Origin of the sequence: Methanosarcina soligelidi, assembly GCF_000744315.1 — an archaeon.
In the GTDB taxonomy this organism is placed as follows: domain Archaea; phylum Halobacteriota; class Methanosarcinia; order Methanosarcinales; family Methanosarcinaceae; genus Methanosarcina; species Methanosarcina mazei.
On the sequence record NZ_JQLR01000001.1, the window covers coordinates 3,408,705 to 3,434,582 of the forward strand.

A 25,878-nucleotide genomic window follows, 5' to 3' on the forward strand; every position below is an offset into this window, starting at 1 on the left:
TTAGTGTTTAAATATTTAGCAGTAAATTATATATATGATTTCTTGAAAAGTAGTTATGCAAAATAAAACAGTCTTTTAAACGACAGTCTTTTTAGACTTCTACGATCTGAAAAGCTCAAATAAGTTACAAATTTTTTGTAAAAATACAATGATTTGTAATACTTTATATGACCTGCAATAATCGATGAGTACAATTGATAGTATAATTGACGCTTTAATATTTTGGCACTTTGATATGAAGCGTGTTTTAACACTTTGTACTGATTACAACTTTTAAAAGATTTACAATTAATGGTCATAATCTGTATTTTCATAAAGGCTGGTAAGTTTATAACTTTGGCAATGGTATAGAATACACGGAGTAATTTTAAATACCCGGGATAGTCGAAATAATAACTATTTATTATTATTTTTACATGTATTCTAGAAAAAAATCTTCGAGTAAATCGAGGTATAATTTGTGAGTGAAATAGCTAAAATAGAAATCAAGAATCTTACCAAGATTTTTGGTAAAAATCCTCAGGAAGTGTTATCCCTTCTCAAGGAAGGACATACAAAAAACGAAATTTTTGAAAAAACAAAGCAGACTGTCGGCCTTAACAATATTAATTTTGATGTGTACGACGGAGAAATTTTCGTGCTCATGGGGCTTTCAGGGTCCGGAAAGTCTACTCTTTTGCGCTGTATAAACCGCCTGATCAATCCCACAAGTGGAAAAATCTTGATTGATGGACAGGATATATCAGTAATGGACGCAGAACAGCTCCGAAAAGTCCGCAGGACCAAACTCGGAATGGTTTTCCAGAACTTTGCTCTTCTTCCTCACAGGACCGTACTGGACAACGTTGCATATGGACTGGAGATCCAGGGAGTACCTAAAAAGGAACGGTATTCCAAAGCAGTAGAGGCAATAAATACTGTTGGACTGAAAGGTTATGAAGATAGCAAAATAACTCAGCTCAGTGGGGGAATGAAGCAAAGGGTAGGGCTTGCACGAGCTCTTGCAAATGACCCCGATATTCTACTAATGGACGAGGCTTTCAGTGCCCTTGATCCTCTTATCAGGAATGAAATGCAGGATGAGCTTCTATCTCTTGAAGACAAGCTGCAAAAAACAATCGTTTTTGTTTCACATGATCTGGATGAGGCACTTAAGCTGGGAGATCGTATTGCTTTGATGAAAGACGGGGAAATTGTACAGATCGGAACCCCGGAAGAAATTCTTACCAATCCGGCAGATAACTACGTGTCCCAGTTTGTAAAGGGTGTAGACCGCTCAAAAGTCCTGACTGCAGAAAACGTAATGTGGAGGCCTGAACCGCTGGTATCTATAAATTCCGGACCCAGGGTCGCTGTGCAGTTGATGAAAGAATATGGAATTTCTTCAATCTTTGTGGTTGAAGGAAAAAATAGACTCTTGAAGGGTATAATTATGATAGACGACGCTGTAGAAGCTCTAAAATCAAAAAAGAATTTAGAATCTATCATCAGGGAAATCCCTTCCATACCTCTTGATATGCCCCTCTCCGAGATCATTCCTTTAATTGCAAACAGCAGTTATCCTCTTCCTGTAGTTGACGAAAGCAGAAAACTCAAGGGAATCATCATTCGTGGAACCGTTCTCGGAGCTCTTGCAATGTCTGAAGATGTGCCTGAAGAAGCTTCAGCAGGAGAAGGAGAGCCTGTTCAAGACAAAAATAAGGAGATTTTAGACAACAAAGGACAGCAGGAAAACCCCGCTTCAGAGAAGGGACTTTCTTCCGAAGTGGAAGATATTAGTCAAAAATCTGAAAATGTGGAGGTTAAAATGTGATTTTCTCCAAAATTCCTATAGGAGATTACGTTGAGATTGCAGTCTACTGGATCGAGCTCAATCTTGGCTGGCTCCTGGACATTATAAGCGATTTCCTTGGTTTTATGATTACTGGATTCAGGGACTTTCTGATTCTTTTCCCACCTCTCATTTTCGCGCTGCTTATTGCTGCCCTGGCTTATTTCACAGGCAAGAAAAATCTAAAACTTGCGGTGGGAACTTTTATCGGTCTCCTGTTGATTGAGAATTTGCGACTATGGACACTTTCAATGGAAACACTTTCCCTTGTGATCTCCTCGGCATTTCTGGCACTGGTTATAGGAATTCCCCTGGGAATTCTCGCTGCTAAAAGTGATTTCTTCTTTAACGTCCTGAAGCCGATCCTGGACCTTATGCAGACCATGCCTTCTTTTGTTTACCTCATTCCCGCCCTGATCTTCTTCGGGCTTGGAAACGTCCCGGGCATGATTGCAACCCTTGTGTTTGCAATGCCTCCTACCATTCGTTTGACCAATCTAGGAATCCGCCAGGTTCCTCGGGAGCTTAAGGAGGTTGCGGATGCCTTTGGGTCAACACCCTGGCAAAAGCTTGTTAAAGTTGAGCTGCCTGCGGCCCTGCCGACAATTATGGCAGGAGTTAACCAGTGTATTATGCTTTCCCTTTCAATGGTAGTTATAGCCGCCATGATAGGAGCAAGAGGTCTTGGTTACCAGGTGCTCTTCGGGATACAGAGGGTTGACATAGGCCTTGGCTTCGAAGCAGGGCTCGGAATTGTTATTCTTGCTGTGATCCTTGACAGAATAACTCAAAACCTCAGTCCGAAGTAAAGATTGGGTATCTTTTCCATTTATCGATTCACAATGTGTTTATATCGATATACTCTTTCCCAGGCCGTTTGGGAATTTTATATTAGACACAACAACGGCCAGATTACAACCATAATAAATTGATTGTGTTGTGGAACTGGTTGTGTCATATTGAACAATGCAAAGGTGAAAAGGTGAAATTAAATAAGAAAAAACTGAAATCATTATTTATAGTCGGGCTTGTACTTGGCCTCTTTATTTTCGGGGCAGGTTGTGCGGACGATACACAGGAAGGCACTGAAGAAACAGCAGATGCTGCTGAATACAATCAGCCAGTGGAAATCGGGTACGTCCTCTGGGATGGAGAAATTGCCAGTACCAACGTGATCCAGCAGGTTCTCCAGCAGGCAGGGTATACTGATGTGGAGATAATTGCAGTGGATGCGGGACCCCTTTATCAGGGTGTGGCTTCCGGAGAATTCGATTTCACAACATCAGCATGGCTCCCCCAGACCCAGGCGAACTACTGGGAAACATACGGAGACAGGATTGACTCTGTCAGGGTGAACCTGGAAGATTGCACAATCGGGCTTGCTGTCCCGACTTATGTAGAAGAGGTCAATTCCATTGAAGACCTGAATGATAATAAAGAAATGTTTAATGGAGAAATCATCGGCATCGACCCGGGAGCTGGAGTCATGCAGATTACCGAAGATGTAATCGAAGCGTATGACCTTGACTACACTCTCGTCTCTAGCAGCAGTGCAGGCATGACCGCAGCTCTGCAAAGAGCCATAAATAACGAAGAGCCTGTTGTTGTGACGCTCTGGTCCCCTCACTGGGCTTTTAACCGCTGGGACCTCAAGTACCTTGACGACCCCCAGGGATATTACGGAGAAGCAGATAATGTTGAGACTCTTGCAAGGCAGGGCCTCGAAGAAGATATGCCTAACCTTTATGGTATCCTTGAAAGATTTGCCTGGACCCACGAGGATATTCAGTCTGTTATGGTAGATATTGAAAGTGGAATGGCTCCTGAAGAAGCTGCAGCAAAATGGGTCGAGAACAATCCGGAAAAAGTCAATGAATGGATAGGAAAAGAAGTAGAAGAGTAAAATTCCCTTCTTCCTATTTTTTTACCTGATTTATAATTTCTACGGTTCTTTATTCATTTCTATTTCTACAATTCAATTTTTGAAAATGACCGACTTACCTTCGAGTGAATCCGGGGTAAGCGTGGATTTGTTTTTTAGCATTTCTCAAAAATGGTTGTTGTCTTGCCAGCGGTCTTCTTGAATCAAAACTCAAATAAACAATAGCATTGGCGTTCTTTGGGAAATTAAACTTTACAGGGTTTCCGTTTGTAATGAAGACCTGAAAAAGTTCCTTGACCTCAACGTTTTTTGCAGGTACAGGGGATCCGCCTCAACCACCGCTGCTGCCGCCCTTGCTGCTTCCTCCACTGGACTGACTATCATCGCCAGAACTACTTTCCAGCACAGTTATTGTAGTAAACTTCGAATCTGTACCATCCGGGTTGTTTACTATCAGACAAGCTGTATAGTTTCCTGGTGATAAATAAGTGTGAGCTGGATTCTGTTCTTTTGAAGCAGCTCCATCACCAAAGTTCCAGTTCCACCCCGTTGTGTTTTCGGAGCTGTCGGTAAACTGAACTGAGAGAGGTGCAAAACCTTCACTGACATTGCTGCTGAAATTAGCTACCGGAAATACTGATTCCGGATCCGGGATGATTGCAATTCTACCAGGAGTCTCGATATTCACTGTTGCTGAGACAGTATCGTTTGAGGTGTCAATTACAGAGAGAGTACTGTTACCAGAAATGTTGCTGTTTGCCACATACACCGTTTTTCCATCTGGGGTTACTGCAAGTCCTATAGGACTGCCTCCTACAATATCCATTGTAGCTATAATAGTATTGTTTGAGGTACCAATTGCAGAGACGAAACCATCGTCTGTGCCAGCAGCATATCCCTTCTTCATTCCTGCCACATATACCTTTGTTCCTGTAGGATTGACAACAATTTCATCAGGAGAATTATCTACATCCACCGTAGCTGTAACAGTATTTGTAGCTGTATCAACTACAGAGACATAATGACCCCAGTTTGCCACATATACCTTTTTTCCATCCGGGGTTACTGCAACTCTAGAAGGATGATTTCCTACATGTACCGTAGCTGTGACCATGCTAGTAGCTGTATCAATTACAGAAACAGTACCCTCGTAGCTTGGATAACTGCCTGAATTCGCCACATACACCTTTGATCCATCCGGTACGACAGCAACTCCAGTAGGGCTAATTCCAACAGGCACAGTAGCTGTAACAGTGTTTGCGTCGGTGTTAATTATAGAAATATTATTGCTGCCACTGTTAGCCACATATACCTTTTTTCCATCAGGACTGATTGCAACTCCATAGGGATCAGATCCTACTTTCACAGTGTCTATAACAGTATTTGTTGCAGTATCAACTACGGATACATTAACACCCCAACGGTCAGGTACATATGCCTTTTTTCCATCTGGCGTGACTGCAACTCCTTCAGGCATTGAACGTCCTACTTTTACTTTGGTTATAACTAATCCTGTGGCTGTGTCAATTACAGAGACAGTTCCACCTATAATGTATATAAACGGCCACGTGGATGAAACCCTTTTTTCAACGCTTATGTTTGCAAGTTTGGAATTAGTATTGAATCCATTGCTAGCTGTCAAATTAACTGTATAATTTCCTTGAGCTCTGTACACATGTACAGGATTTTGTTCTGTGGAATCTGATATACCATCATTATCAAAGTCCCAGTTCCACGCAACTGCGTTTTTCGAAAGGTCTGAAAACTTGACAACAAGGGGTGCAGGACCATTAGTGACGCTGGCTGTAAAGTTAGCAGTTGGAGTAACTGAATTTTGCAGACTGGACATAGATACAAGAGGCAAATAGTCAAATTCATTCTCATAGATATTATAAGGCAGGTCTCCGATCCCATTCCTATCCAGATCCACGCAGATCTGGGAGAATCCGGTCCCATCTGGCTTTGCCCAGAAGTTTCCTCCAATGTAAGGGCCATCGGCAATGTTACTGCCTGAAGCAAGTGAACTGTTCCAGATATTTCCCCCTTCGCCAGGTCCAAACTTTACGTTTAGACTATTGTTAAAATAATTATTGTAGATTCTTCTACGGTCATAATTTCCCCTATTAAAAATCCCACATTCTGTACAGGATGTTATTGTATTGTTGATTATGTCAACAGTACAAGCGTCACCTAAAATAATCCCTACATCACAGTTTAATATTGTATTATTTTCAATTCCTGAACTTGACATCGAAAGCCAAATCCCACAATCGCAGTCAGTAATCCTGTTATTACGAATATCTGCTCCCTGATCCCCTTCGGAGATGCCAGTGGAACAATTTGAGATCGTATTACCTGATACTGTATTATTTCCTCCACAGCAGGAAATATATACACCCTCTTCGCCGTTAGAAATTTTATTTTCGGCTATTAAATTGCCTGAAATCTCGGATCCCAGAAAAATAGAACCGTTTTCAATGATATTACCTGTCACATTATTCATATCGCCATGAAAGATGATTTTTAAATTGCTTGGCATGTAGGATCCCAGAAAAATAGAACCGTTTTCAATAGTATTACCTGTTACATTATTCCTCTTGCTATAAGCAAAGATTGCATTTTTATGATTCATCTTACTGGCTCCTGTTATATTTAAACCACTGATCGTTGTGCTATTAGCTGTTATCAGAAAGGTACTTACACTTTCATTTAGCGGTTTTACCTGCGCATCACCATTGTTTGATTCTGACTTGATAGTTAGCCCGGTTATATTGACAAGAACGTTTTCAGTATAAATTCCAGGCATCACGGTTATTGTGTCCCCTGGTACAGAATTATTCACAGCTTCCTGAATTGATCTGAAATCAGCTCCAGAACCATCATCCACTGTAATTTCCTTTGCTGATGAAGTAGCTGAAATAGATATTATAAAAATAAAAATTAGAACTATTAAAAAAATTAGTATTTTCCTCATTTATTTCCCCCATTCTATTATAAGATAATCCCTTATTAATATTAATATAAATCTTATTAATTAAATATAATATATTTTAATTTCCATAGTTATTTTTGATTAATTATTTTCAGAAATAAAGGATGAATTGAAACGAGCTATGTAGAAATATAAAGGTATTTCAAAAGAAGGCATAATAGTGGAGCTATGATGATTCTGGCTATATGAGAAGCGTTGGAATCGAAGAAATAGAAAAGAAGAATGCCATCAGCATAATACGTATCAAGTTGATACATATAACTCTGGACTTCCGTTTGTATCTTGATATTATTACTATTATTACTATTATCACTATTATTATTACTATTATCACTATTATTACTGCTATTACTACTATTATTATTCATTTTTCACTATTTTACTATATTACTATTGGGGAAGTGCTTCGGGATAAATTTAAAACATTATATATTACAAAATATCATTCCTTTATCATGATAATTTTTCAGATTAAAATTCGATTTAACTAAACCACTTCAGAATGCGCATGATGGCAATTCTCATTCTGAAAACTCGAATTTTAATATTTCTTACAGCTGTAACATGAGGCAAAAAAATGGCAAAAATGGCGAACTCGCTCAGAGACTTTGATAGACTGGCAGAGGAGAACTCTAAGAAAGCCAGGATTTTTTTCCAGATGGGAAGCTATGAAGAAGCTCTTGCTGCTTATTGGGAGGCGGAAAAAGCATGGAAAAAAATGGCAGATATTCTTTTTGAAAAAGGAAAGGAGGACAGAGGAAAGGAATTTTGCGAAAAGGCACAGGAAGCCAGGTCCTTTTGCGGAATGTCTCTTTTTAAGCTCGAAAGGTATCAGGAGGCTCTGGACATCATTGATTCCTTTCTTGAAATTAAACCTGACAGCCCCATAGAATGGTCAAACAGAGGTTTTGTGCTCTCTGCCCTGGGCAGGAATGAAGAAGCCCTGGAGTCTTTTGAAAAGGCTCTCTCTCTTGATCCCGGATCTCCTAAAATCCTGACAAGTAAAGGAATAGTTTATGCAAAGATGGGTCTTCCAGAAAAAGCACTGGAGACCTTCGACAGAGCCCTGGAAACCGAACCCAGACAGGCTTCGGATTGGGCATGCAAACTTCCAAGGTTTAGTTTCTTCTCCAGAAATAAAGCCCCCATTATGAGACCTGACAATGCTGAGACCTGGTACTGGAAAGGAAACGTGTTTCTGGAACTGGGGGAAAAGGAAAAAGCCCTTGAAGCCTGTAAAATGGCTCTTGAAAGCGACCCTGACCACCTGAATTCCCTTCTCGCCGGAGGAGACCTTCTCTGTGAATTTTCCGAATACGGAGAGGCTTTCAAGTGCTATGTACATGCCCTGAAACTCAGCCCTGGAAATGAAGCTGCCATGAAAGGAAAAGAGTTTTGTGAAATGAAAATTAACGGGTAATTATTAAAAAGAATGAATGCAACAGGCCCTTTTAAAGTCTGGCTCCATGCCTTTAACGAAAACGATTTAATGTGGCTTTCAAGGCTATTTATTTATACTTGCCTTGTCGCATACTAATATTGCCTTTCACAAACTAATTAATATTGTTTTCTGGAACTTCTCTGTGCAAAATCGCTGTACCGCAGGCTGGATTTGATATCGTTGACTCTTATTATTACTGTAATTATTACTGTATTTATATCCAGTTCCAGAAAACAAATTCATAAACCAGGCGGACATATAGTTAGATACATTTTGTGATACCTTGTAATGAATACGGTATTCTTTTACTTACAGGTTTCAATTAAAAATTTACATGATTCAATTAAAAATTTACGTGTTTCAATTAAAAATTTATATGTTTCAATTAAAGGCGCAGGGATAACTGCATTCCTGCAGACGGTAAAATATGAGAGGTTTGAGGAGAAAATACTGATGGATTTTATATCTAATTTATTTGGCAGAGATAAAAATCAGAGCTTTTTAGAGGCTTCCAAACAGGGGCAGACAGAAAACGTGGAGAAACTTTTGAGAAGCAATAAAGTTGACGTTAATTATCAGGATGCGTACGGCAAGACTGCTCTGATTTCTGCAGCTGATAAGGGATACAGGGATGTCATAGGACTGCTTATTGAAAGCGGTCCCAATCTTGATCTTCAGGACGAAAACGGCAATACCGCTTTAATCTCTGCAGCTAAAATAGAACGGGGTGACATTATTGATTTGCTCGTTAAAAATGGAGCTGACCTCAATTTTCAGGACGAAAACGGCGAAACTGCTCTGAAATTTGCGGTAAAAGTAGGGTACAAGAATATTGCTGATCAGCTTATTGATGCCGGTACCGATCTTAATATTCAGGACGAAAACGGTGAAACGGCTCTGATTTGTGCTGCAGATAGAGCGCACAGGGACATTGCCGAACTGCTCATTAAAGCCGGTGCTGACCTGAATATTCAGGACAATAGCGGTAAAACAGCTCTGGTTGCTGCAACAAAAATCGGACATAAAGGTATTGTTGAACTGCTTGTCAATGCAGGCGCCGACCTCAACCTCCAGGATAAAAACGGAAATACTGCCCTGATTTATGCAGCAGATAGGGGGTACAGGGATATTGTAAATCTGCTTATTGAAGGCGGTGCCAGCCTCAATATTCCGGACGAAGCCGGACTTACAGCTTTGATGTTTTCGGCACAGACAGGGCGCAAGGACATCGTTGAGCTTCTCATCAAAGCAGGCGCGGATATTAATATTGAGGACAAAAATAACAAAACTGCTGCGGACCTGGCGGCAGAGGTAGGTTTTGAAGAAATTGTTGATTTGCTTACCAGCGTCCGTACATATTCCAGTTCCTGATCTGCCTTGAATGCAAATCTCCTTCCACATTACAATGAAAAAAGAAGGAAAGCCCTCGTATAATTGATATACCATCGTGACAATCCATAGAGCTATGACCAGCAGCAAACCAGGAGATTCCGTTTCAGCTTCGCATACTTCTGACAGTGCAGCCAGTGAAAACCATAAAAAAATACCTGCCGGACAGCTTACTCCTGTTTACGAATCAGCTACTTTCTCAAGCCCTTCTCTTGACCAGTTCAGGGGAATTTTACCTGACTTCAATAACAGGCTCTCTCCCGAAAGAGACCTCGGGCTTTCTTCTTCAGGGGTTTCCCGCCTGAGCCCTGAACCCCTTCCAAGGCTTGTTTCGGACTCTGCCCTCGGGCTTGTCTCCTGTTCTCTTTCCAGCCCTCTCACAGGGCTTAAAGCCGAAAACCCCGAAGTTCCTGTCGGGTTGGGGCTTGAGATTAAGCCTGACCTTGCAGGAAGAACTCTTTCAGGAAATAAAACTGATTCTCTCACCATTTGCGCAGACCTTCCTGTGGGACCTGTCAGGAGCAGGATGACCACTCTCAGGCCATCTGAAAGCGAAACAAAAGAGCAGTGAAGTGGAAAAACAGAAATAAAGAGCAGGAATAAGAAAAAGAGAGCACATAAGAAAAATAGAGTGTACAAAAATAGAGAGCACAAAAATAGAGAGCACAAAAATAGGGAGTATATAAGAAAAAGAGAGAGCACAAAAAAATAGATAATATAAGGAAAAATTAGAGCGTAATCTATAATTTATTAACCAGGCCAGTAAACTGCTCTTTTTTATACTCTTTTATTAATTTTCTATCTGTTTCCTGAGTCTTCGATTTTTAGGTCTGTCCTGTTGAATCAATATAAAATAGTTGTTTTCAGTGGTTAACAGGAAACTGGTTATTTCACAGACATTTACCTGATAGACACCATTATCCCTAAAAGGCTTACAGCTATTGCAATAACAGTTATAAAAACAATAAAAGCTGAACCATTGTACTCAAACCGATCATTGTTCTTATAGTTCATATGATTTAATATGCAAGCATTACTTAAAAATGCTTGTAAGTTATCAGGATCATGGAGAATTATAAAGTAGCCAGCATGAGGTTATGTAAAAATTATATACTGCATTTACCGCACTTTCATGATGCATCTTTATTTAACTTCATCTCACTGCATCTAATTTAACTTCATCTCACCGCTTTTTTCAGTGCCTTTTCAAATTTATCGAGCCCGAGGTCGGCTTCTTCGTCAGTCATAACAAGGGGGGGAGAGAAACGGATTACGGAGTCTCCGCAGGGAAGGAGCAGGACTCCATCCTTAAAAGCCTCCCTGATTATTTTATCCCTCCTGACAGGGTCTATGGATTTATCCGGTTTTACGATTTCCACACCTGTCATGAGTCCGAGACCCCGGACATCTCCTATGCAGGGGAAATTTTCCTGAAGCTCCCTGAGGAGGTGCCGGATATGAGCGCCCATTTCCCGGACATGGTTTTCTGTGTTCTCTTTTTCCAGGAATTCAAGGGAAGCAAGGGCTGCGGCTGAGGAAAGGAGATTTCCTCCGAAGGTATTTGAGTGGACTCCGGGAGGCCAGTCCATGAGCTCATCGTCTGCAAGCATTGCGCCTATGGGAAGACCTGAACCCAGGGCTTTTGCAAGGCAGGTAATGTCAGCCCTTACCTCAAAATTTTCCATGGCAAGGAAAGGACCTGTCCTAAAACAGCCCGTCTGGACTTCGTCAGCCACGAGAAGAACATCGTTATCCGTACAGATCTTCCTTACCTCCTTATGAAACTCTACAGGAGGGACTATATATCCTCCTTCTCCCTGGATCGGTTCAACAAAAACTGCGGCAGTGTCTTCCGGGCTTAGCTCTCTCCGGAAAACCAGGTTTTCAATCTGCTTTGCACATTCGATCCCGCAGGAAGGATAATCGAGGTTCAGAGGGCAGCGGTAGCAGTAGGCATAGTCAGTGTGTACGGTACGGATGGTAGGGAAATGCTCTTTGTGCCTGACTTTAGAGCATGTAAGGGAGAGGGCTCCGAGTGTCCGGCCGTGAAAAGCATTGTAAAAAGAGATAAAGTTCTGGCGCTTTGTTTTCCAGAGGGAAAGTTTCATTGCAGCCTCTATAGACTCAGCTCCGCTGTTGCAGTAAAAGACTTTTGAGTAACCAGAAAGATCCCTCAGCTTTTTTGCAAGTTTCAGGGGGGGCTCGGCAAAAAAGTCCCCGTATCCGCAGTGGACCATTTTTTCAAGCTGTGCGGAAATTGCAGCTTGGACCTCGGGATTTGAGTAGCCCGCGTTCATGACAGCAATCCCTGCAACAAAATCTATGTACTCTTTTCCATCAATATCCCTGACTACGGAACCTTTCGCCCTGTCAACAACCAGAGGATAGGGGCGGGACACACATGCAGACACCATGCTGCAGTCCTGCCCTATTATCTCCCTGGCTTTCGGGCCGACAGTATCGAGCAGCCCGACTTCCTGTTCAAAAGAATTGAATTCTGTTTCCAGTTCTTTCATTGAGTCTTCTGGTCCTTCCGTTTTGCCGGTATTCTTCCATTTTTCAAGCTCTTCCGGAGTCCTGTGATTCAAAAACCTCTCCCCTTCCACTTTTATTCTGTATCTATCTGGGCTTTTTGTAGCCTGCCGCTGTAATCTATATATACGGCTTTTACCTCGGTGAATTCTTTAATCGCCTCTGTTCCAGCTTCCCTGAAACCGTTCCCGGTTCCTTTTATGCCCCCGAAAGGAAGATGGACTTCGGCACCTATAGTAGGGGCATTAACATATGTGATTCCTGCTTCCAGTTTTTCAATTGCCCTGAAAGCGGTTCTAACATTTTCAGTATAAATCGCAGATGAGAGACCGTACTTGATGTTATTTGCAACCTCAATAGCCTCGTCAAAATCCGAAACAGTGATTATGCTTAGCACGGGCCCGAAGATTTCTTCCTGTGCAATCCTCATTTCAGGACTGACATCCGTAAATATGGTCGGTTCGAAGAAATAACCGGGAAGACCCGGATCTATCCTGTTCCCTCCAACCAGGATAGCTGCACCTTCTTCCTTTCCTATCCTGACGTACTTTTCTATTTTCTCAAGCTGGGCTTTATTAATTACAGGCCCCACGTCCGTTTCAGGCAGGAGCCCGTTTCCCACCCTGAGAGACTTTGTTTTTGCGAGCAGCCTTTTTATGAATTCATCCTTTATTTTTTCGTGAAGGATCAGCCTGCTCGTAGCTGTACAGCGCTGGCCTGTTGTCCCGAAAGCTCCCCAGACCACGCCTTCAAGGGCAAGCTCAAGGTTTGCATCATCCATTACAATAACAGGATTTTTTCCACCCAGCTCTAAAGAGACCCGCTTCATGGATTTTGCACACTCTTCCATGATCCATTTCCCGGTATCAAGGCTTCCTGTAAATGAAATTGCTCTTATTCGGGGGTGCTGGACTATTGCTTTTCCGGTACTTCCTCCAGGTCCGGGAACGATGTTTATGACTCCTGGAGGCAGGCCCGCCTCCATCAGGATTTCTACAAGTTTTATGGTAAGCAGGGGCGTATCGCTTGCAGGCTTGAACACGATCGCATTCCCTGCAATAAGGGCTGGCATGATCTTCCAGCTGGGAATCGCAATAGGAAAGTTCCAGGGTGTTATCATGCCCACAACTCCTACAGGCCTTAGCACGGTCATGCAGAACTTGTCCCTGAGTTCTGAGGTCGTTGTTTCCCCAAACATCCTTCTGCCTTCCCCTGCAGCGTAAATGGTAATGTCTATTGCTTCCTGTACATCACCCCTGGTCTCGGGCAGGACCTTTCCCATCTCTTCTGTCATGAGTCTGGCAAGGCCTTCTTTTCTCTCCTGCATTATGCGCGCTGCCCTGAAAAGGACCTCAGCCCTTCCAGGAGCCGGAACTTCACTCCATACCCTGAACCCTGCCTCTGCAGCCTCAACTGCCCGGTCCACATCTTCGATTCCTGCGACCTGTAACGTGGCAAGGTTTTCAAGAGTAGCCGGATTGATGTCATCAAAAGTTTCTCCGGTTGATGAGTCTACCGACTCCCCACCTATCAGTAACTTATACTCCCGAATCACAATACCCCTCTAAGAACAATGAGTATAATACCACATAAATATATCCAGAAAACAGTTTCGGCCGGACATAAATATTTTCAGGCCTTTCGACTGTAATCTCAGTTAAAGCCCTGGGGAATAAAGTATTAAACTGACCATAGAAAAAAGAAAGGAGAGGCTAAAAATGATAATTGGCTATTAAAAATGATTATTAAAAATGATTAATAGAATAGCTGAGAATGAATGATTAATATTGAGCTTATCCCAAAACCAATTTTATTCTCAAATAATGAAAGTTTCAGAATTATAGCTCATGATTCGAAAATCGATTGAGTATCCTGAATTCGAGATTGTGAGGAGCAATTTTGAGTTTTGGGATCAACTCATTGAAGGATTAATATTGAAGGATTAATATTGAAGGATTAATATTGAAGGATTAATATTGAAGGATTAATATTGAAGGGTTAATATTGAAGGATTAAAATAATTAATTTGATTGAAGCAATATAGTCTGACTGATTAAGGTTATTGATTTCACTTAATTTATAATCTTAACATCGGACCTGTTATTAACGATCTTACAGATCTGCTGGGAAAGTTCGGAGTACTGAGCCTTGGGGTCTCCCCTTTTCTGGACAAAGGAATCGGCGCCGTTTTCGATTGCCTGGCTCATGATTTCTTCTTTGCCAACTCCGGTAAACAGGATAAAAGGAATATCGATTTTTTTGTCGCGGATAATTTTCAGGAATGAGATGCCGTCCACACAGGGCATGTCATAATCAGAAACTACCACGTCATAGGAACGTTCGTCTAACTTTTCCAGAGCCTTCCCTGCAGATTCTACGGTATCAGAATTTATATCATGGAACACTTCCAGGAAGGTCTTTGATAGCTCCAGGAATACTGGATCGTCGTCTACAAGCAATACTTTCATGGGGGTTTTCTCCGCAAGTTTATGACTGATAAAATTTATAGTTACACTATGTAACCAGGAACTTTCGAGTTCCTCCACTATTGTAAGAAGCTTTGTAGTTCAGTTGCATTTTTAGTAGTTTCAGAAGAAACTTAAATATGCCAGGCTAAAGTAGTATGTCATACCCATATCCCCCTTTTGCAAGCTCAACCCCGAAAGAAAGGAATTAAGTCTTTTGATATTGTATGATTTTGAAATAGCATTATAGCATACTTATCAACTGAATTTTTATGTTATAAGTAAGAAGATCTTTTAGTTAATATAAAAAGTTAACTTACATAGATAATAAGTGAACAGGTTTTAAGACCTGTTTTATCGCATGTCAGCAAAGAAAACATCCTTTCTTTTAAAAAATTTATTAAAGATGCGAAAGGATTAAAAAGAAAACACAGGAACGAAAAATTAACAAAAAATTAACCTTAAAAGAGATAAACTGGAAGAAATTGCAGGAAAAATAGAAGAAAAAGAATAGAAGAAAAAATAACAAAAAGTAGCAGAAAAAATAGAAGAAAAAATAACAAAAAATAGCGGAAAAAATGGGAAAAAAGATCAGGGATTACCCCTGATTAATAAAGCTATCTATCTCTCTTTTCAGCATATGGCTGAGGATCTTTCCGTCAACCTTTCCTCTGAACTCTTTCATGACAATGCCCATAAGAGGGCCAAGGGCTGCAGGGCCTTTTTCTTTAATGAAATCTCCTTTCTCCCGGACCATATTTTTAATGAAATTTTCGATTTCTTCGGGATCAAAGGCGCTCAGGCCGAGATTTGAAATCGCCTGCTGGACTGTTATTTCAGGCTCCTTTGCAAGTGCGGTCAAAAGATCCTGGATGGCTTCTTTTGCGATTTCCTGATTTGATATTGCTGCAAAAACCCCACTGAAGTGCTCATCCGTAAGGTTGTCAGTTTCAGCCCCGTTTCTTCTGATCTCAGGGACAATTCCTACAAGTGTCCTGGCAATCAGTGTTGAATTAACGTGTTCATTATCGCTGTAGGTATCCAGTAAAGCCTCGAAAAGAGGAAGGTATTTCGAATAAGCTATCTTTTCAGCAAGTTCTTTATTCAGGCCGCTTTCGGAAGCAAACCTCTTTGCCCTTTCCGTAAGGAGCTCCGGGACTTCTATGGAATCAAAGTATTCCTGCGAGATCTCTATCTGAGGAACATCGGTTTCAGGGTACATTCTTGCTGCACCTGGCAGGGGACGCATGTAAGCAGTGTTTCCATCAGGCAGGGCTTTTCTGGTCTCCTCGGGGATTCCCTCGATAGCTTCTTTTGCTCTGAGAATCACCGCTTCGATTGCAAGCCTGGATTTTTCGGGCTCATCCGCAACCATGATAATTGCATCGTCCGGGTTTGCACCTATAGCGTCCCTTAAAGCCTGCACTTCCTTTTCTGTTATCCCGTAATTAGGAAGTTCGTCTGTATGGAAGATTCCCCCAACACCTGCAGTTTTTGCCCTGTCCGAAAACTCAGTCCCGAGCCTTCTTCCAGGCTGGACCTCCCTGCCCACAAGCCCGTTGAATTTTCTCAGGCGGGCAGCCAGGATCGCTCCCTTTTTTATACCTTTCTGCAGGACTTTGGATTTGGTATCCACAAAAAGCCCTGTTGCATCATAGATTTCTTCGCAGACAAAGGCTTTTCTTTCAAGAAGTTCCTGCCTGATAAAGAGAAGGTTTAACTGCCTTTCAACTTCCCTGCGGACAATGTCTTCTATAAGGTCCAGGGCCTGAACCCCTTTGATTTCAACCCTTGCGCCTCTGGCAATTGAGATATTGACATCCTGCCTGATTGTGCCCAGCCCTCTCTTTACCTTCCCTGTAGACCTGAGGACCATTCCTATATATTCCGCAACCTCACGTGCATGCCTTGGGGATTTAATATCGGGAGCGGTGGCGATTTCAACGAGAGGGATTCCAAGCCTGTCCAGAGAATAAATGATTGAGTCTCCGATTTCCTCTATTTTCTGGGCAGCTTCCTCTTCCACACAGAGGCTATCAATTCCGCACCGACCTTCCGAAGTCTCAATATTTCCGTCGCTCGCAAGAAACGCAGTCCTCTGAAAGCCGCTGGTGTTTGACCCGTCTACCACGATCTTTCTCATCACATGCATCTGGTCTACGGGTTTCATATTGAAAAGCTTTGCAACCCCGAGGGAGATGTCCAGAGCTTCCCTGTTGAGTTCCCCTGGCGGTTCCTCATCGTTTTCGACAAGGCAGGTAGTGTCATAAGCTTTGTAAATATACTTCCTTCTGATTTTGGTCTGCTCCACCGCAGCCCTGTCTTTCTCTCCCATCTCACTTTCCGTAGCCCTGAGGTACCTGAAAAATTCAAAGTCCGAATCCTCGATGTCCCTTATAAGGGTCGGACACCTGCAAAAAAGTTTCTCTTTAGAATCCAGTTGCTGGTGAATTTCAAGCCCGGCTTTCAGCCCAAGTTCACTGTAATCGTATTTTTCCATGATTTCACCCGAATCTAAGCAGGAAGCGCCGTGATCCTTTTAACTCTCTCTGGTTTTCCATTGATTTCTTTAATTTCCCTCAGCTTTACCCTGGCTTTCCTTAACTTTTACTTCAAATCTAGCTCTCTTTGCTCTCCTTTTACTTTTAAGTCCATCGGCTGGCTAATCGGCTGGCTATTTCCCTCTTCTCTTAACCCTTTTTCTGCGCCTTGTCCATTTCTTAGCTCTTATTAGGTGCTGCGCTGGCAGTTGTCAATATAATAATATTAACAAGAAACTGAATGTAAAAGGTGTGGTAGAATGTATAAAGGTATCTCTGTATATAAGAGTAAAGTAGTTAATGGGTTTATTTAACTGAAAAAGAAATTAACAAAAGAAGATAACAAAAGAAGATAACAAAAGAAGATAACAAAAGAAGATAACAAAAGAAGTTAACAAAAGAAGATAACAAAAGAAGATAACAAAAGAAGATAACAAAAGAAGTTAAAAGAGTGAATAAAAAACGGCTAAAAAGTAAATTGAAAAAGAAATTAATATTAACTGTCACATTTAAGCAGAGAAAGTTTCTGGACTTAAAAGGCAGAATTTTGCACCACATATTCTTATTTTCAGAGAAATAAAAGACCTGGCCTTAAAATTTGTACATAAAATAAAACATACACTAAAATGTTACAAAGAAGAATCTTTAAATCTTTTCACTGTTATTCAGAATTAGCTAATAATTTTGAGGGAGACGCTATGAAAGCAGACAGTGAAACAGAAAAAGCAGTCATGGATGTTCTGAAAAAATTTGCCGAGAGTTATGCAAAACACGACCTGGAAAGTGCAATGTCTCTTATTGCACCTGATGACGATGTCGTTATATACGGCACCGGTGCAGATGAAAAATTTATGGGCTCTGAAGCTATTAAATCCCAGTTTGAGCGCGACTGGTCTCAAATTGAAGAACCTGGTCTCGAATATAAATGGATATCAGTTTCCGCGGTTGGCAATGTAGCATGGGCATCTATGGATGCCGTTTTCAAGGCGAAGATTGACGGGAGAAAAACTAAATTTTCTTCAAGGATTACAGAAGTTTTTGAGAAACGCGAAAATAGATGGCTCATAGTGCAGGGACATTTTTCTTTCCCGGACCAGAGCCAGTTTTTTGATTAAATGCTTTCCTGGCAGGGATCAATTGAACTTCTCAATATAATTGAATTCCCAATATAATTGAATTCCCAATATAATTGAACTTCTCAATATAATTGAACTTCTCAATATAATTGAACTTCTCCATGCAATTGAATTTCTCCTGTATTTTTGTAACTATTCAGGTAGCCTTAACGAGGCTACACATTTTTCCTCGTTCCGAGGAAAAATTGGATATAAAATGATTCCTTTTTAGCTTTATGAAACGTGATGAGATTCTTTCTTACTGTGCTTCAAATCCTGAAATTATTGTAGCTTACATTGAGAGTTTAGAATCTCAAGTTAAAGAACTCACTGAAAGACTTGTAGCCTTAGAATCTCGTTTAAATCAAAACAGTCGTAACAGCAGTCGACCTCCTTCTACTGATTATTTTGTCAAAGAGAAACCTAATCCCAAGAGTCTGCGTAAACCAAGCGGGAAGAAACCTGGAGGTCAGGAAGGTCATCCAGGCACGACTCTTGATATGGTTGATCATCCTGAGTAGGTAATAGAACATTCTTTGACCTGCTGCAAAGAATGCGGATCTACCCTTGAGAATGTTGAAGTTGAAGCTTATGAGAGAAGACAGGTCTTTGACATTCCTCCCGTAAATCTAATTGTTACAGAACATAAAAGTCAGATTAAAACCTGTCCTTGTTGTGGAAAGTTGAATAAAGCCGTTTTTCCCGAATCAGTGAAATATCCGGTTCAGTATGGCCCTAATATTTTAGCTTCAGCTATTTACTGTAAAAATTACCAGTTTGTTCCTTATGATAGAATTTCTGAGTTATTTGAAGACATTATGGGAATAAAAATCTGTCCTGCTACGATAATTAGAGCAGAAAGAGAATGTTTCCAGAATTTAGAGGAATTTGAAAACGTTATTAGAGAGAAGTTATTAGCCTCGCCTGTAATCAATTTTGATGAAACTGGTATGAAGATTGAAGGAAAAAGACACTGGCTTCATGTAGCTTCTAATGAAAAATACACATGTTATTTTGCTCATACAAAAAGAGGAGCAGAAGCAATAGATGCTATGGGAATTCTTCCGAAGTTTAAGGGAGTAGCAGTTCATGATGGATGGAAACCTTACAACGTTTATGATTGTGATCATGCTCTGTGTAACGCTCATTTACAGAGAGAACTTACAGGAATTGAAGAGAACTATAAACAGACATGGGCTAAAGAGATGAATGAACTGCTCACTGAGATGAAGAAATACACTGATGAGTGTAAAGAGCAATTAAGAGAACCTGATTTTGAGCAAATTAAAGCATTGGAAGAAAGGTTTGATGCAATTATCATTAGAGCGCTTGAAGAAAATCCGCATTCTCTAAATCCTGAAAAACAGGGAAAACGCGGTAAAAATCCAAAAACAAAATCAAGGAATCTGCTGGATAGGTTTATAGAACACAAAGAAAAGATTCTGAGATTCCTGACAGATTTGAAAGTTCCATTTGATAATAATCAGGCAGAAAGAGATATCAGGATGATGAAACTACAGCAGAAAATATCGGGAACTTTCAGAAAAGCAATGGGAGCGCAAGCTTTCTGCAGAATTAGGGCGTACATTTCTACAGGAAAAAAGAACGGTTTACCTGTTTTAGAGGGTATTCGTGCGGCGCTCATAGGAGCGCCGTTAACTATACTCTGAGCAGTTACGTATTTTTAACCTTTATTTTTTATTTTGCTTATGAAAGGAAGTGAAACAAAAAACAAAGTTGGAAATAGTCAGAATGTTATATAAGAATAAAAGATCGAAAATATTGGAAAAGTCTGGAGTTAAAATAGAAGATTAAAAATTGTTAAAATTTTAGGATAATATTGTTGATTTTCAAATTATTTCATAGAATATTTTATACAACAGTTGAATAGAGACTGCATTTTACTGAAATTACATAAACTTCATTACTAACAAACCAAATAAACCGATAAAGCAAACGACCAGGAATAAATGCATCAATATTCCCAGCATTATTTCAGAATTTACGTCGCGGTCTTTTAAATATGGAATATTCTGTTTCAAAGCGGATAGGAAATTCCCAAGAAAGTCTGCCATAATTAATACAATAATTTTTTCCCATATATAGAAGTATAGTTTTGAACTGATCGCAGGTCATCCGAAAATAACTGTTCTTGCTTTCTTTAACATCATTTTCAAAAGAAGCTCCAGAATTAAAATTTGCCTGCTTTGCATACTTACCGGACGCGATGCTGTTATATTTCTTGCGGGGAAATAAGTAAATGGGATTCTTCATGGGAAATGTTAGTTTTAAGAAAATAATGATTGCAACCGATGGCTCTGTCTGTTCCAGGATGGCTGCCAATCATGCCATAGAAATAGCACGCCTGAGCGGAGGGACTGTTTACGCAGTCTATGTTGTATCAACGGATTATTTTTCTTCTATGGCGGTAGACCTGGACTGGGAAAGAATGCGCGAAGTTTTGAAAAAAGAAGGTGTCCAGGCTGTAAACTATGTAGCAGGAACAGGTGAAATGGGAGGAGTAAAGGTAGAGCCTGTCCTGCTTGAAGGGCATCCGGCAGCCGAACTTATCCGCTATTCCAGAGAGGAAAAAATGGATATCATTGTCATGGGCAGCCTGGGAAAAACCGGACTTGACAGGCTCCTTCTGGGCAGCGTTGCGGAAAATATGGTCAGGCACTCAAAGATACCTGTTCTGGTTGTAAAGGAAAAGTGCGTATCTGAAAATTGAACATAGAAAAGTGTGTATCTGGAGATTGAATATAAAAGCGCTTTTTAGGGGACAGGAAGCAATTATCTGACTTGAACAGCGCCACTGGCTGTAACACACCTTTCTTATCTTTATAGTTTCTTCAAACATTATTTTCTAATTTTCCCTTTTATTTTCTGACCTTCAATATCCCTCTGTTTTCTTTGCAGGGCGCCGGGATAAATGGAAGAGAGCTCTGAAACCTGAGATTAAAAACAGGCTTTCCGGGTAAGAAAGTATTTTTTCAGCCTTCTCAGCCCGGTCGCAGATTTTTTAGAAAAATGTAATAAATTTAGAAAAGGATAGTAAATCCGGAACCTTACAGATTTCGTCAGATTTTCAGCCCTCAATCTTCTTTTTAACTGCTGCAGCAGTATTTTCCGGGGAGTCTGTTTCCCAGAGCTTCCTGACTTTTGCGCTCTTGAGTACAGGAATGAGAGAATCGATTTTTGCCTGCACGGCTGCAAGCGCCTCTTCATCAGTACACGGAGGCTCTATACCCATAAACTTCTGGGCTTTGAGGGTTTCCGTTTCCCTGAAGACTGCGCGGTCAACTCCTTTCCTTGAGCCGGTTTTCAGGGACTCGATCGCATCCCTCCACTGGGTTGCCCAGGGAGTATCAGGAATTTCGGTGTGGTGGACATCAGTTCTTTCCACCTTTATGGCATCAAGGTGGCAGGCTTTCACACAGGCTCCGCAGTACATGCAGTATTCCTCGGCAAAAGCTATCTTGCGCGGATCTTCAGGGTCTGTCGGCACGTACCAGAGATCCGAGGGGCAGACATTAAAGCAGCCGCGACAGCCCTGGGGATCACATTCCTTCAAATTAACCTCGATAAGGCTCAGTTTCCCTTCCATGGGCTTCTGGAGGTCAACAGCTTCATAAGGACAGACAGCCTGGCACCGGGCACACTGGGTACATTTCAGGTCGTCTACTTTTACTTTTCCTTCCACCTTTGGGGCTTCACAGGGGCGTTCCCCTTTAACCTTTATTGCTTCTTCAGGGCAGATATCCTGGCAGAGCACACAGTAGTCACATCTGTCAGTATCAACAAGAATTTGCTCAAAAGGTACAGGGTTGTCAGGAGTGGGTTCGCGCTCAAGCAGAATAACCGCGTCGCAGAATTTAGCACAGATCCCGCAGAAGTTGCATTTTTCGAGATCAATTTCAATCTCACCTTCCACACCTTCTTTAAATGGAGCGATCTCTTCCTTTTTCGGAAAAGTGAATTCCACTTCTATTGCGTCCTGCGGGCAGGCTCCTTCACAGAGGAGGCAGGGCAGGCATTTTTCATTGATATTTACAAAGGTATCGTATTTAGGGTACTGTTTTTCATCAGGGACCTCTCCAACCGCTTCAAAGGAAATGGCATGCACAGGACAGAGGTTTGAGCACATCCTGCAGAACGTACATTTCTCAAGGTCCATCATTACAGCAGGGGCATCAAGCCCGGTTGCGATCTCATGCAGCGGGCCCATTTCAAGGGCTTTTGTAGGGCAGATTTCCGCACAGATACCGCAGCCATTGCAACGCTTGTAATCGTAATCGAGGATTTTGAGGGACTTCTCAGTAGCCTGAGTGTAAATGAAATGAGTTCCCTGAATGTCCATACTGGTTGTGACCGTGATCTTTTCCTGTTCCTCACCCTCGCTGTCCCCGGAAACTGCAGCTTCAGGCTCTTCAAATTCTAAATCTTCAGAATCCAGACCCGAAACCTCGTTTTCTCCTATTTCAGGCTCTTCTCCTTCTCCGGTACCACAGCACCCGTTACATACGTGAATTTCCTGGTCCGGGCATTTTTCAGGACATTCTCCGGGATGTTCCGGAAGTTTCTCGCTCATTTAGCCACCTCCTCGAGTCCGGTTGCGGTGTATTCTTGCTTGAGTTCACTCCCTATGGGCCCTATTTCTTCAAGTTCCTTTACAAACTCGGTAATCGTGTTCGAGAAACGTTCTCCTTCTGCAGCCGAGATCCAGAGTGTCCTGAGCCTTTTCGGGTCAAGCCCTATTTCCTTTATGACCTCTTTTAAAACGTCCATGCGCTTTTTGGCATCAAAATTTCCGTGAATATAATGGCATTCGTCCATCCTGCAGCCCGCAACAAGCACACCGTCAGCTCCGCCTTTGAGGGCTTCAAGGACGAACTCCGGGTTTATCCTGGCAGAACACATGGTACGGATAACCCTTATGTTTGTCGGGTAATGTATCCTGGACATTCCGGTAAGGTCTGCACAGGCATAACTGCACCAGTTGCAGAGAAAAGCGACAACAAAGGGGCACTGGGACTTATGGGATGTCGCAGCTCTGACCTGCGCAAGAATCTGCTCATTTTCAAAGTTCCGCATCTGGATTGCACCTACCGGGCATGCAGCACTGCAGTCACCGCAACCGTAGCACGAAACCTCGTCAACGACAGCCTTTTTATCGACAATGCTTATCTTTCCGAACTTGCAGACTTCAACACATGTCCTGCAGCCTATACATTTATCAGGGTCAACATGTGCACCCATGGGGTCAGCTTCAAGTTCTCCCGTGCCCAGGAGCTGCATAACTTTGGAAGCACAGGCACTGCCCTGGGCTATGGAAACCTGGATCTCTTTGGGTCCCGAAGCGCAGCCCGCAAGGAAGACTCCGCTCACCGGAGCATCAACAGGGCGCATTTTCGGGTGTGCGCTTGCAAAAAAGCGGTCAGGGCGCCGGGCAAGGTTAAGCATCCTGCCAATTCCTTCTGCGGCTTTGCTCGGCTCGTACCCTGTGGAAAGCACAACAAGGTCGTGAGCTTCTTCTTCAACTCTGGACTCAAGAGTATTTTCGTAGCGGACAACAGGCCTTCCGTCTTCGCCGGCGTAGACCTCAGCGACCTTTCCCCGGATGAAGTCCACACCCATCCCCTGCGTCCTGGCGTAATATTCTTCATACATCTCCCCTGCAGCCCGGATATCTATATAGTGGATCGTGATATCAGTACCAGGGTAGCGTTCCTTAACCATCTGGGAATTTTTAAGGGCTGCCATGCAGCAGACTCTTGAACAGTGTTCGTTGCCTACGGTTTTGTCCCTTGACCCGACACACTGAATAAATGCGACACTCTCTGGAGGCTGACCTGTTGAAGGCACAAGGACTCTCCCACCTGTGGGTCCCGCGGAGTTCAGCATCCTTTCAAGCTGCATATTCGTTATGACATCAGGGTATTTTCCAAACCCGTATTCTTTTTTCCGGGAAGCATCAAAGAGCTGGTAGCCTGTTGAAACAATCACTGCCCCTGCTTCGAACTCTATTTCTTCGGGTTTCTGCTCGTAGTCCACAGCCTCTGCAGGACATGCAAGCTGGCAGAGTCCGCAGCCTACACAGTGGTCAGGGTCTATAAGCACTACCTGCGGGACTGACTGCGGAATTGGCATATAGATTGCCCGGGACTTCCCAATCCCATAGTTCATGGGGTTTTCTATTTCTACGGGACAGACCTCTGAGCAAAGGTCAACACAGCCTTTACATTTGTCTTCAAGAACGAACCTGGGTTTGCGTGTGACCCTAACATGGAATTTTCCAACGGAACCTGAGATATCTGTGACCTCAGAATATGTATAAAGAGTAATGTTGGGGTGGTTCTGAACTTCAGTCATTTTGGGGGCAAGCACGCAGATAGAACAGTCGTTTGTCGGGAATACCTCATTCATAAGAGCCATTTTGCCCCCGATTGTGGATTCCCTTTCTACCATGGTTACGGGAAAGCCGGCTTCTGCGAGGTTTAAGGCGGCTTCTATTCCTGCAACCCCTCCGCCTATGATAAGGACATTTCTGCTGGCTTTAGAGCTTGTCGCGCTCAATTCCCTCAGGAAACGGGCTTTTGCAACTCCCATCCTTATCAGGTCAAAAGCCTTCTGGGTCGCCATCTGGGGGTCATCCGCGTGTACCCAGGAGCACTGCTCCCTTATGTTTACCATTTCCATAAGGTAAGGGTTGAGGTCGGCTTTTTCCATGACATGCCTGAATGTTTTTTCGTGCAGCCTTGGGGAACAGGCTGCTATCACAACCCTGTCGATTTTATTATCTTTTATGTCCTTTATGATGCCTTCCTGTCCGGAATCGGAACATAGAAACTGTACTTCCCGGGCAAGCACCACATCTTCCAGTTCACCTGCCATTTCTTCAAGGGCTGAAACATCAATTACTCCTGCAATATTCAGTCCGCAATGGCAAATGTAGACTCCGATTCTCATGCTTGTTTACTCCTGATATCCATGAATAGTCCTAGAGTTTGACCTATGGCATATATTTTGTTATATGATTATAATATAATTTGTAAGTTAAAAGTTCAGAATTCTGATTCTGCAGAATATTCTGCAGGATTAACAGCCGTGCAGAAAAATAGTCACTGAACAGTTCTGGCCCAGCAAATTATCTGCACATCATGGAAAAGCTTTCTTTCTGGCTTTTCAGTAAGTATGATTTCGGTTTATAAATCTCAATATAAATTTTCTCTCAAACAGGATAAATATGTAGCCGTTTTATACAAAATCAAAACCTTTATTTGTAAAAGTTGTGGAAACCTTTGACCTGCGCCTTATAATAATGGATAGAGAAGCAGTAGTTTTTAAGTAATTTTTCCGGCAGTTTCCGTGATAATTTCAAGATATGCAAAACATGATTTATATATTACAGATGCTATTTATGTTACGAATATTATAAATATATCTATATTAACTTTCCGATTAATCTCAAGCTTTATGTATAAGTTTCCGGTGAACCTGAATAAATAAGGAGCACAGCTCAATAGCTTTTATACCGCTTACTAATTGATTTATAGTTTGAGAACTTAATTCGTAATCGATCAATCAGTACCGAATGTTATCAAATAATTTCTCGTATATGAGGGAAACTCCTTTGGGAATAGATTGAAATAGTATTTAAGGAGCTTTGAACAGTTAAATATATAGCAATT

Annotated in this window: 16 protein-coding genes and 1 pseudogene; 9 read left to right on the forward strand and 8 right to left on the reverse strand. The window is 41.9% G+C overall.

Going from position 1 to position 25,878, the window contains the following annotated elements; all coding sequences use genetic code 11:
- Window positions 1-460: 460 nt before the first annotated feature.
- The 3 genes from M886_RS14640 (at window position 461) to M886_RS14650 (ending at window position 3,734) form a co-directional block, all read left to right on the forward strand.
- Window positions 461-1,813 carry a quaternary amine ABC transporter ATP-binding protein gene (locus M886_RS14640; protein ID WP_048051395.1) on the forward strand — a complete coding sequence of 451 codons (1,353 nt, stop codon included), beginning with the start codon at window positions 461-463 and terminating at the stop codon, window positions 1,811-1,813.
- Window positions 1,810-2,640 (forward strand): ABC transporter permease, encoded by an 831-nt coding sequence (locus tag M886_RS14645; RefSeq protein ID WP_048051396.1) that lies wholly within the window; start codon window positions 1,810-1,812, stop codon window positions 2,638-2,640. Before M886_RS14640 ends, M886_RS14645 begins: the two co-directional genes overlap by 4 nt.
- 173 nt (window positions 2,641-2,813) lie before the next feature.
- Window positions 2,814-3,734 (forward strand): glycine betaine ABC transporter substrate-binding protein, encoded by a 921-nt coding sequence (locus tag M886_RS14650; RefSeq protein ID WP_048051397.1) that lies wholly within the window; start codon window positions 2,814-2,816, stop codon window positions 3,732-3,734.
- 94 nt (window positions 3,735-3,828) lie between these two features.
- On the opposite strand, the gene M886_RS18085 is transcribed toward M886_RS14650, so the two are convergent.
- Window positions 3,829-3,987 carry a hypothetical protein gene (locus M886_RS18085; protein ID WP_080503006.1) on the reverse strand — a complete coding sequence of 53 codons (159 nt, stop codon included), beginning with the start codon at window positions 3,985-3,987 and terminating at the stop codon, window positions 3,829-3,831.
- Window positions 3,988-4,044: 57 nt separating this feature from the next.
- Window positions 4,045-6,687: a NosD domain-containing protein gene (locus tag M886_RS14655; RefSeq protein WP_011031997.1), complete on the reverse strand. Its 2,643-nt coding sequence runs from the start codon at window positions 6,685-6,687 to the stop codon at window positions 4,045-4,047.
- 595 nt (window positions 6,688-7,282) lie between these two features.
- Between M886_RS14655 and M886_RS14665 the strand changes: the two genes are divergently transcribed.
- The 3 genes from M886_RS14665 (at window position 7,283) to M886_RS14675 (ending at window position 10,106) form a co-directional block, all read left to right on the forward strand.
- The gene (locus tag M886_RS14665; protein WP_011031998.1) at window positions 7,283-8,125 is read left to right on the forward strand and encodes a tetratricopeptide repeat protein; all 843 of its coding nucleotides are present in this window, start codon (window positions 7,283-7,285) and stop codon (window positions 8,123-8,125) included.
- 309 nt (window positions 8,126-8,434) lie between these two features.
- The gene (locus tag M886_RS14670) at window positions 8,435-9,517 is read left to right on the forward strand and encodes an ankyrin repeat domain-containing protein (protein ID WP_011031999.1); all 1,083 of its coding nucleotides are present in this window, start codon (window positions 8,435-8,437) and stop codon (window positions 9,515-9,517) included.
- Window positions 9,518-9,593: 76 nt separating this feature from the next.
- The gene (locus M886_RS14675) at window positions 9,594-10,106 is read left to right on the forward strand and encodes a hypothetical protein (protein WP_011032000.1); all 513 of its coding nucleotides are present in this window, start codon (window positions 9,594-9,596) and stop codon (window positions 10,104-10,106) included.
- Between the two features lie 607 nt (window positions 10,107-10,713).
- Here M886_RS14675 and M886_RS14680 read toward each other — a convergent pair.
- The 4 genes from M886_RS14680 to gatE all read right to left on the reverse strand — a co-directional run bounded on the left by M886_RS14680 (window position 10,714) and on the right by gatE (window position 17,032).
- Window positions 10,714-12,123 (reverse strand): aminotransferase class III-fold pyridoxal phosphate-dependent enzyme, encoded by a 1,410-nt coding sequence (locus tag M886_RS14680; protein WP_235203980.1) that lies wholly within the window; start codon window positions 12,121-12,123, stop codon window positions 10,714-10,716.
- A 20-nt stretch (window positions 12,124-12,143) separates the two neighbouring features.
- The gene (locus M886_RS14685; RefSeq protein ID WP_015410824.1) at window positions 12,144-13,622 is read right to left on the reverse strand and encodes an aldehyde dehydrogenase family protein; all 1,479 of its coding nucleotides are present in this window, start codon (window positions 13,620-13,622) and stop codon (window positions 12,144-12,146) included.
- Between the two features lie 517 nt (window positions 13,623-14,139).
- Window positions 14,140-14,535, reverse strand: a complete 396-nt coding sequence (locus tag M886_RS14690) for a response regulator (protein ID WP_011032003.1) — start codon at window positions 14,533-14,535, stop codon at window positions 14,140-14,142.
- 595 nt (window positions 14,536-15,130) lie between these two features.
- Window positions 15,131-17,032, reverse strand: coding sequence for a Glu-tRNA(Gln) amidotransferase subunit GatE (gatE, locus tag M886_RS14695; RefSeq protein WP_015410826.1), 1,902 nt, complete (start codon window positions 17,030-17,032; stop codon window positions 15,131-15,133).
- A gap of 738 nt (window positions 17,033-17,770) precedes the next feature.
- Between gatE and M886_RS14700 the strand changes: the two genes are divergently transcribed.
- The 3 genes and pseudogenes from M886_RS14700 (at window position 17,771) to M886_RS14715 (ending at window position 20,918) form a co-directional block, all read left to right on the forward strand.
- Entirely contained in the window at window positions 17,771-18,187 is a 417-nt protein-coding gene (locus M886_RS14700) for a nuclear transport factor 2 family protein (RefSeq protein ID WP_048037829.1), read from the forward strand.
- Window positions 18,188-18,423: 236 nt separating this feature from the next.
- Window positions 18,424-19,857: pseudogene (locus tag M886_RS14710) on the forward strand (IS66-like element ISMma14 family transposase).
- A gap of 590 nt (window positions 19,858-20,447) precedes the next feature.
- On the forward strand, window positions 20,448-20,918 hold the full coding sequence (locus tag M886_RS14715; RefSeq protein ID WP_015410829.1) for a universal stress protein: 471 nt from the start codon (window positions 20,448-20,450) through the stop codon (window positions 20,916-20,918).
- Window positions 20,919-21,275: 357 nt separating this feature from the next.
- Here M886_RS14715 and M886_RS14720 read toward each other — a convergent pair whose 3' ends face one another.
- Together M886_RS14720 and hdrA2 are read right to left on the reverse strand one after the other, a co-directional pair.
- Window positions 21,276-22,778, reverse strand: a complete 1,503-nt coding sequence (locus tag M886_RS14720; protein WP_048041516.1) for a 4Fe-4S dicluster domain-containing protein — start codon at window positions 22,776-22,778, stop codon at window positions 21,276-21,278.
- Window positions 22,775-25,156: a CoB-CoM heterodisulfide reductase HdrA2 gene (gene hdrA2 / locus M886_RS14725; RefSeq protein WP_048051399.1), complete on the reverse strand. Its 2,382-nt coding sequence runs from the start codon at window positions 25,154-25,156 to the stop codon at window positions 22,775-22,777. Before hdrA2 ends, M886_RS14720 begins: the two co-directional genes overlap by 4 nt.
- Between the last annotated feature and the right edge of the window lie 722 nt (window positions 25,157-25,878).

Bases quoted from the DNA above. Each gene is read 5' to 3' on its own strand.
- hdrA2 (WP_048051399.1), bottom strand. From the start codon at position 25,156: ATGAGAATCGGAGTCTACATTTGCCATTGCGGACTGAATATTGCAGGA.
- gatE (WP_015410826.1), bottom strand. From the start codon at position 17,032: ATGGAAAAATACGATTACAGTGAACTTGGGCTGAAAGCCGGGCTTGAA.
- M886_RS14655 (WP_011031997.1), bottom strand. From the start codon at position 6,687: ATGAGGAAAATACTAATTTTTTTAATAGTTCTAATTTTTATTTTTATA.
- M886_RS14690 (WP_011032003.1), bottom strand. From the start codon at position 14,535: ATGAAAGTATTGCTTGTAGACGACGATCCAGTATTCCTGGAGCTATCA.
- M886_RS14720 (WP_048041516.1), bottom strand. From the start codon at position 22,778: ATGAGCGAGAAACTTCCGGAACATCCCGGAGAATGTCCTGAAAAATGC.
- M886_RS14665 (WP_011031998.1), top strand. From the start codon at position 7,283: ATGGCAAAAATGGCGAACTCGCTCAGAGACTTTGATAGACTGGCAGAG.
- M886_RS14700 (WP_048037829.1), top strand. From the start codon at position 17,771: ATGAAAGCAGACAGTGAAACAGAAAAAGCAGTCATGGATGTTCTGAAA.
- M886_RS14715 (WP_015410829.1), top strand. From the start codon at position 20,448: ATGGGATTCTTCATGGGAAATGTTAGTTTTAAGAAAATAATGATTGCA.
- M886_RS14670 (WP_011031999.1), top strand. From the start codon at position 8,435: ATGAATACGGTATTCTTTTACTTACAGGTTTCAATTAAAAATTTACAT.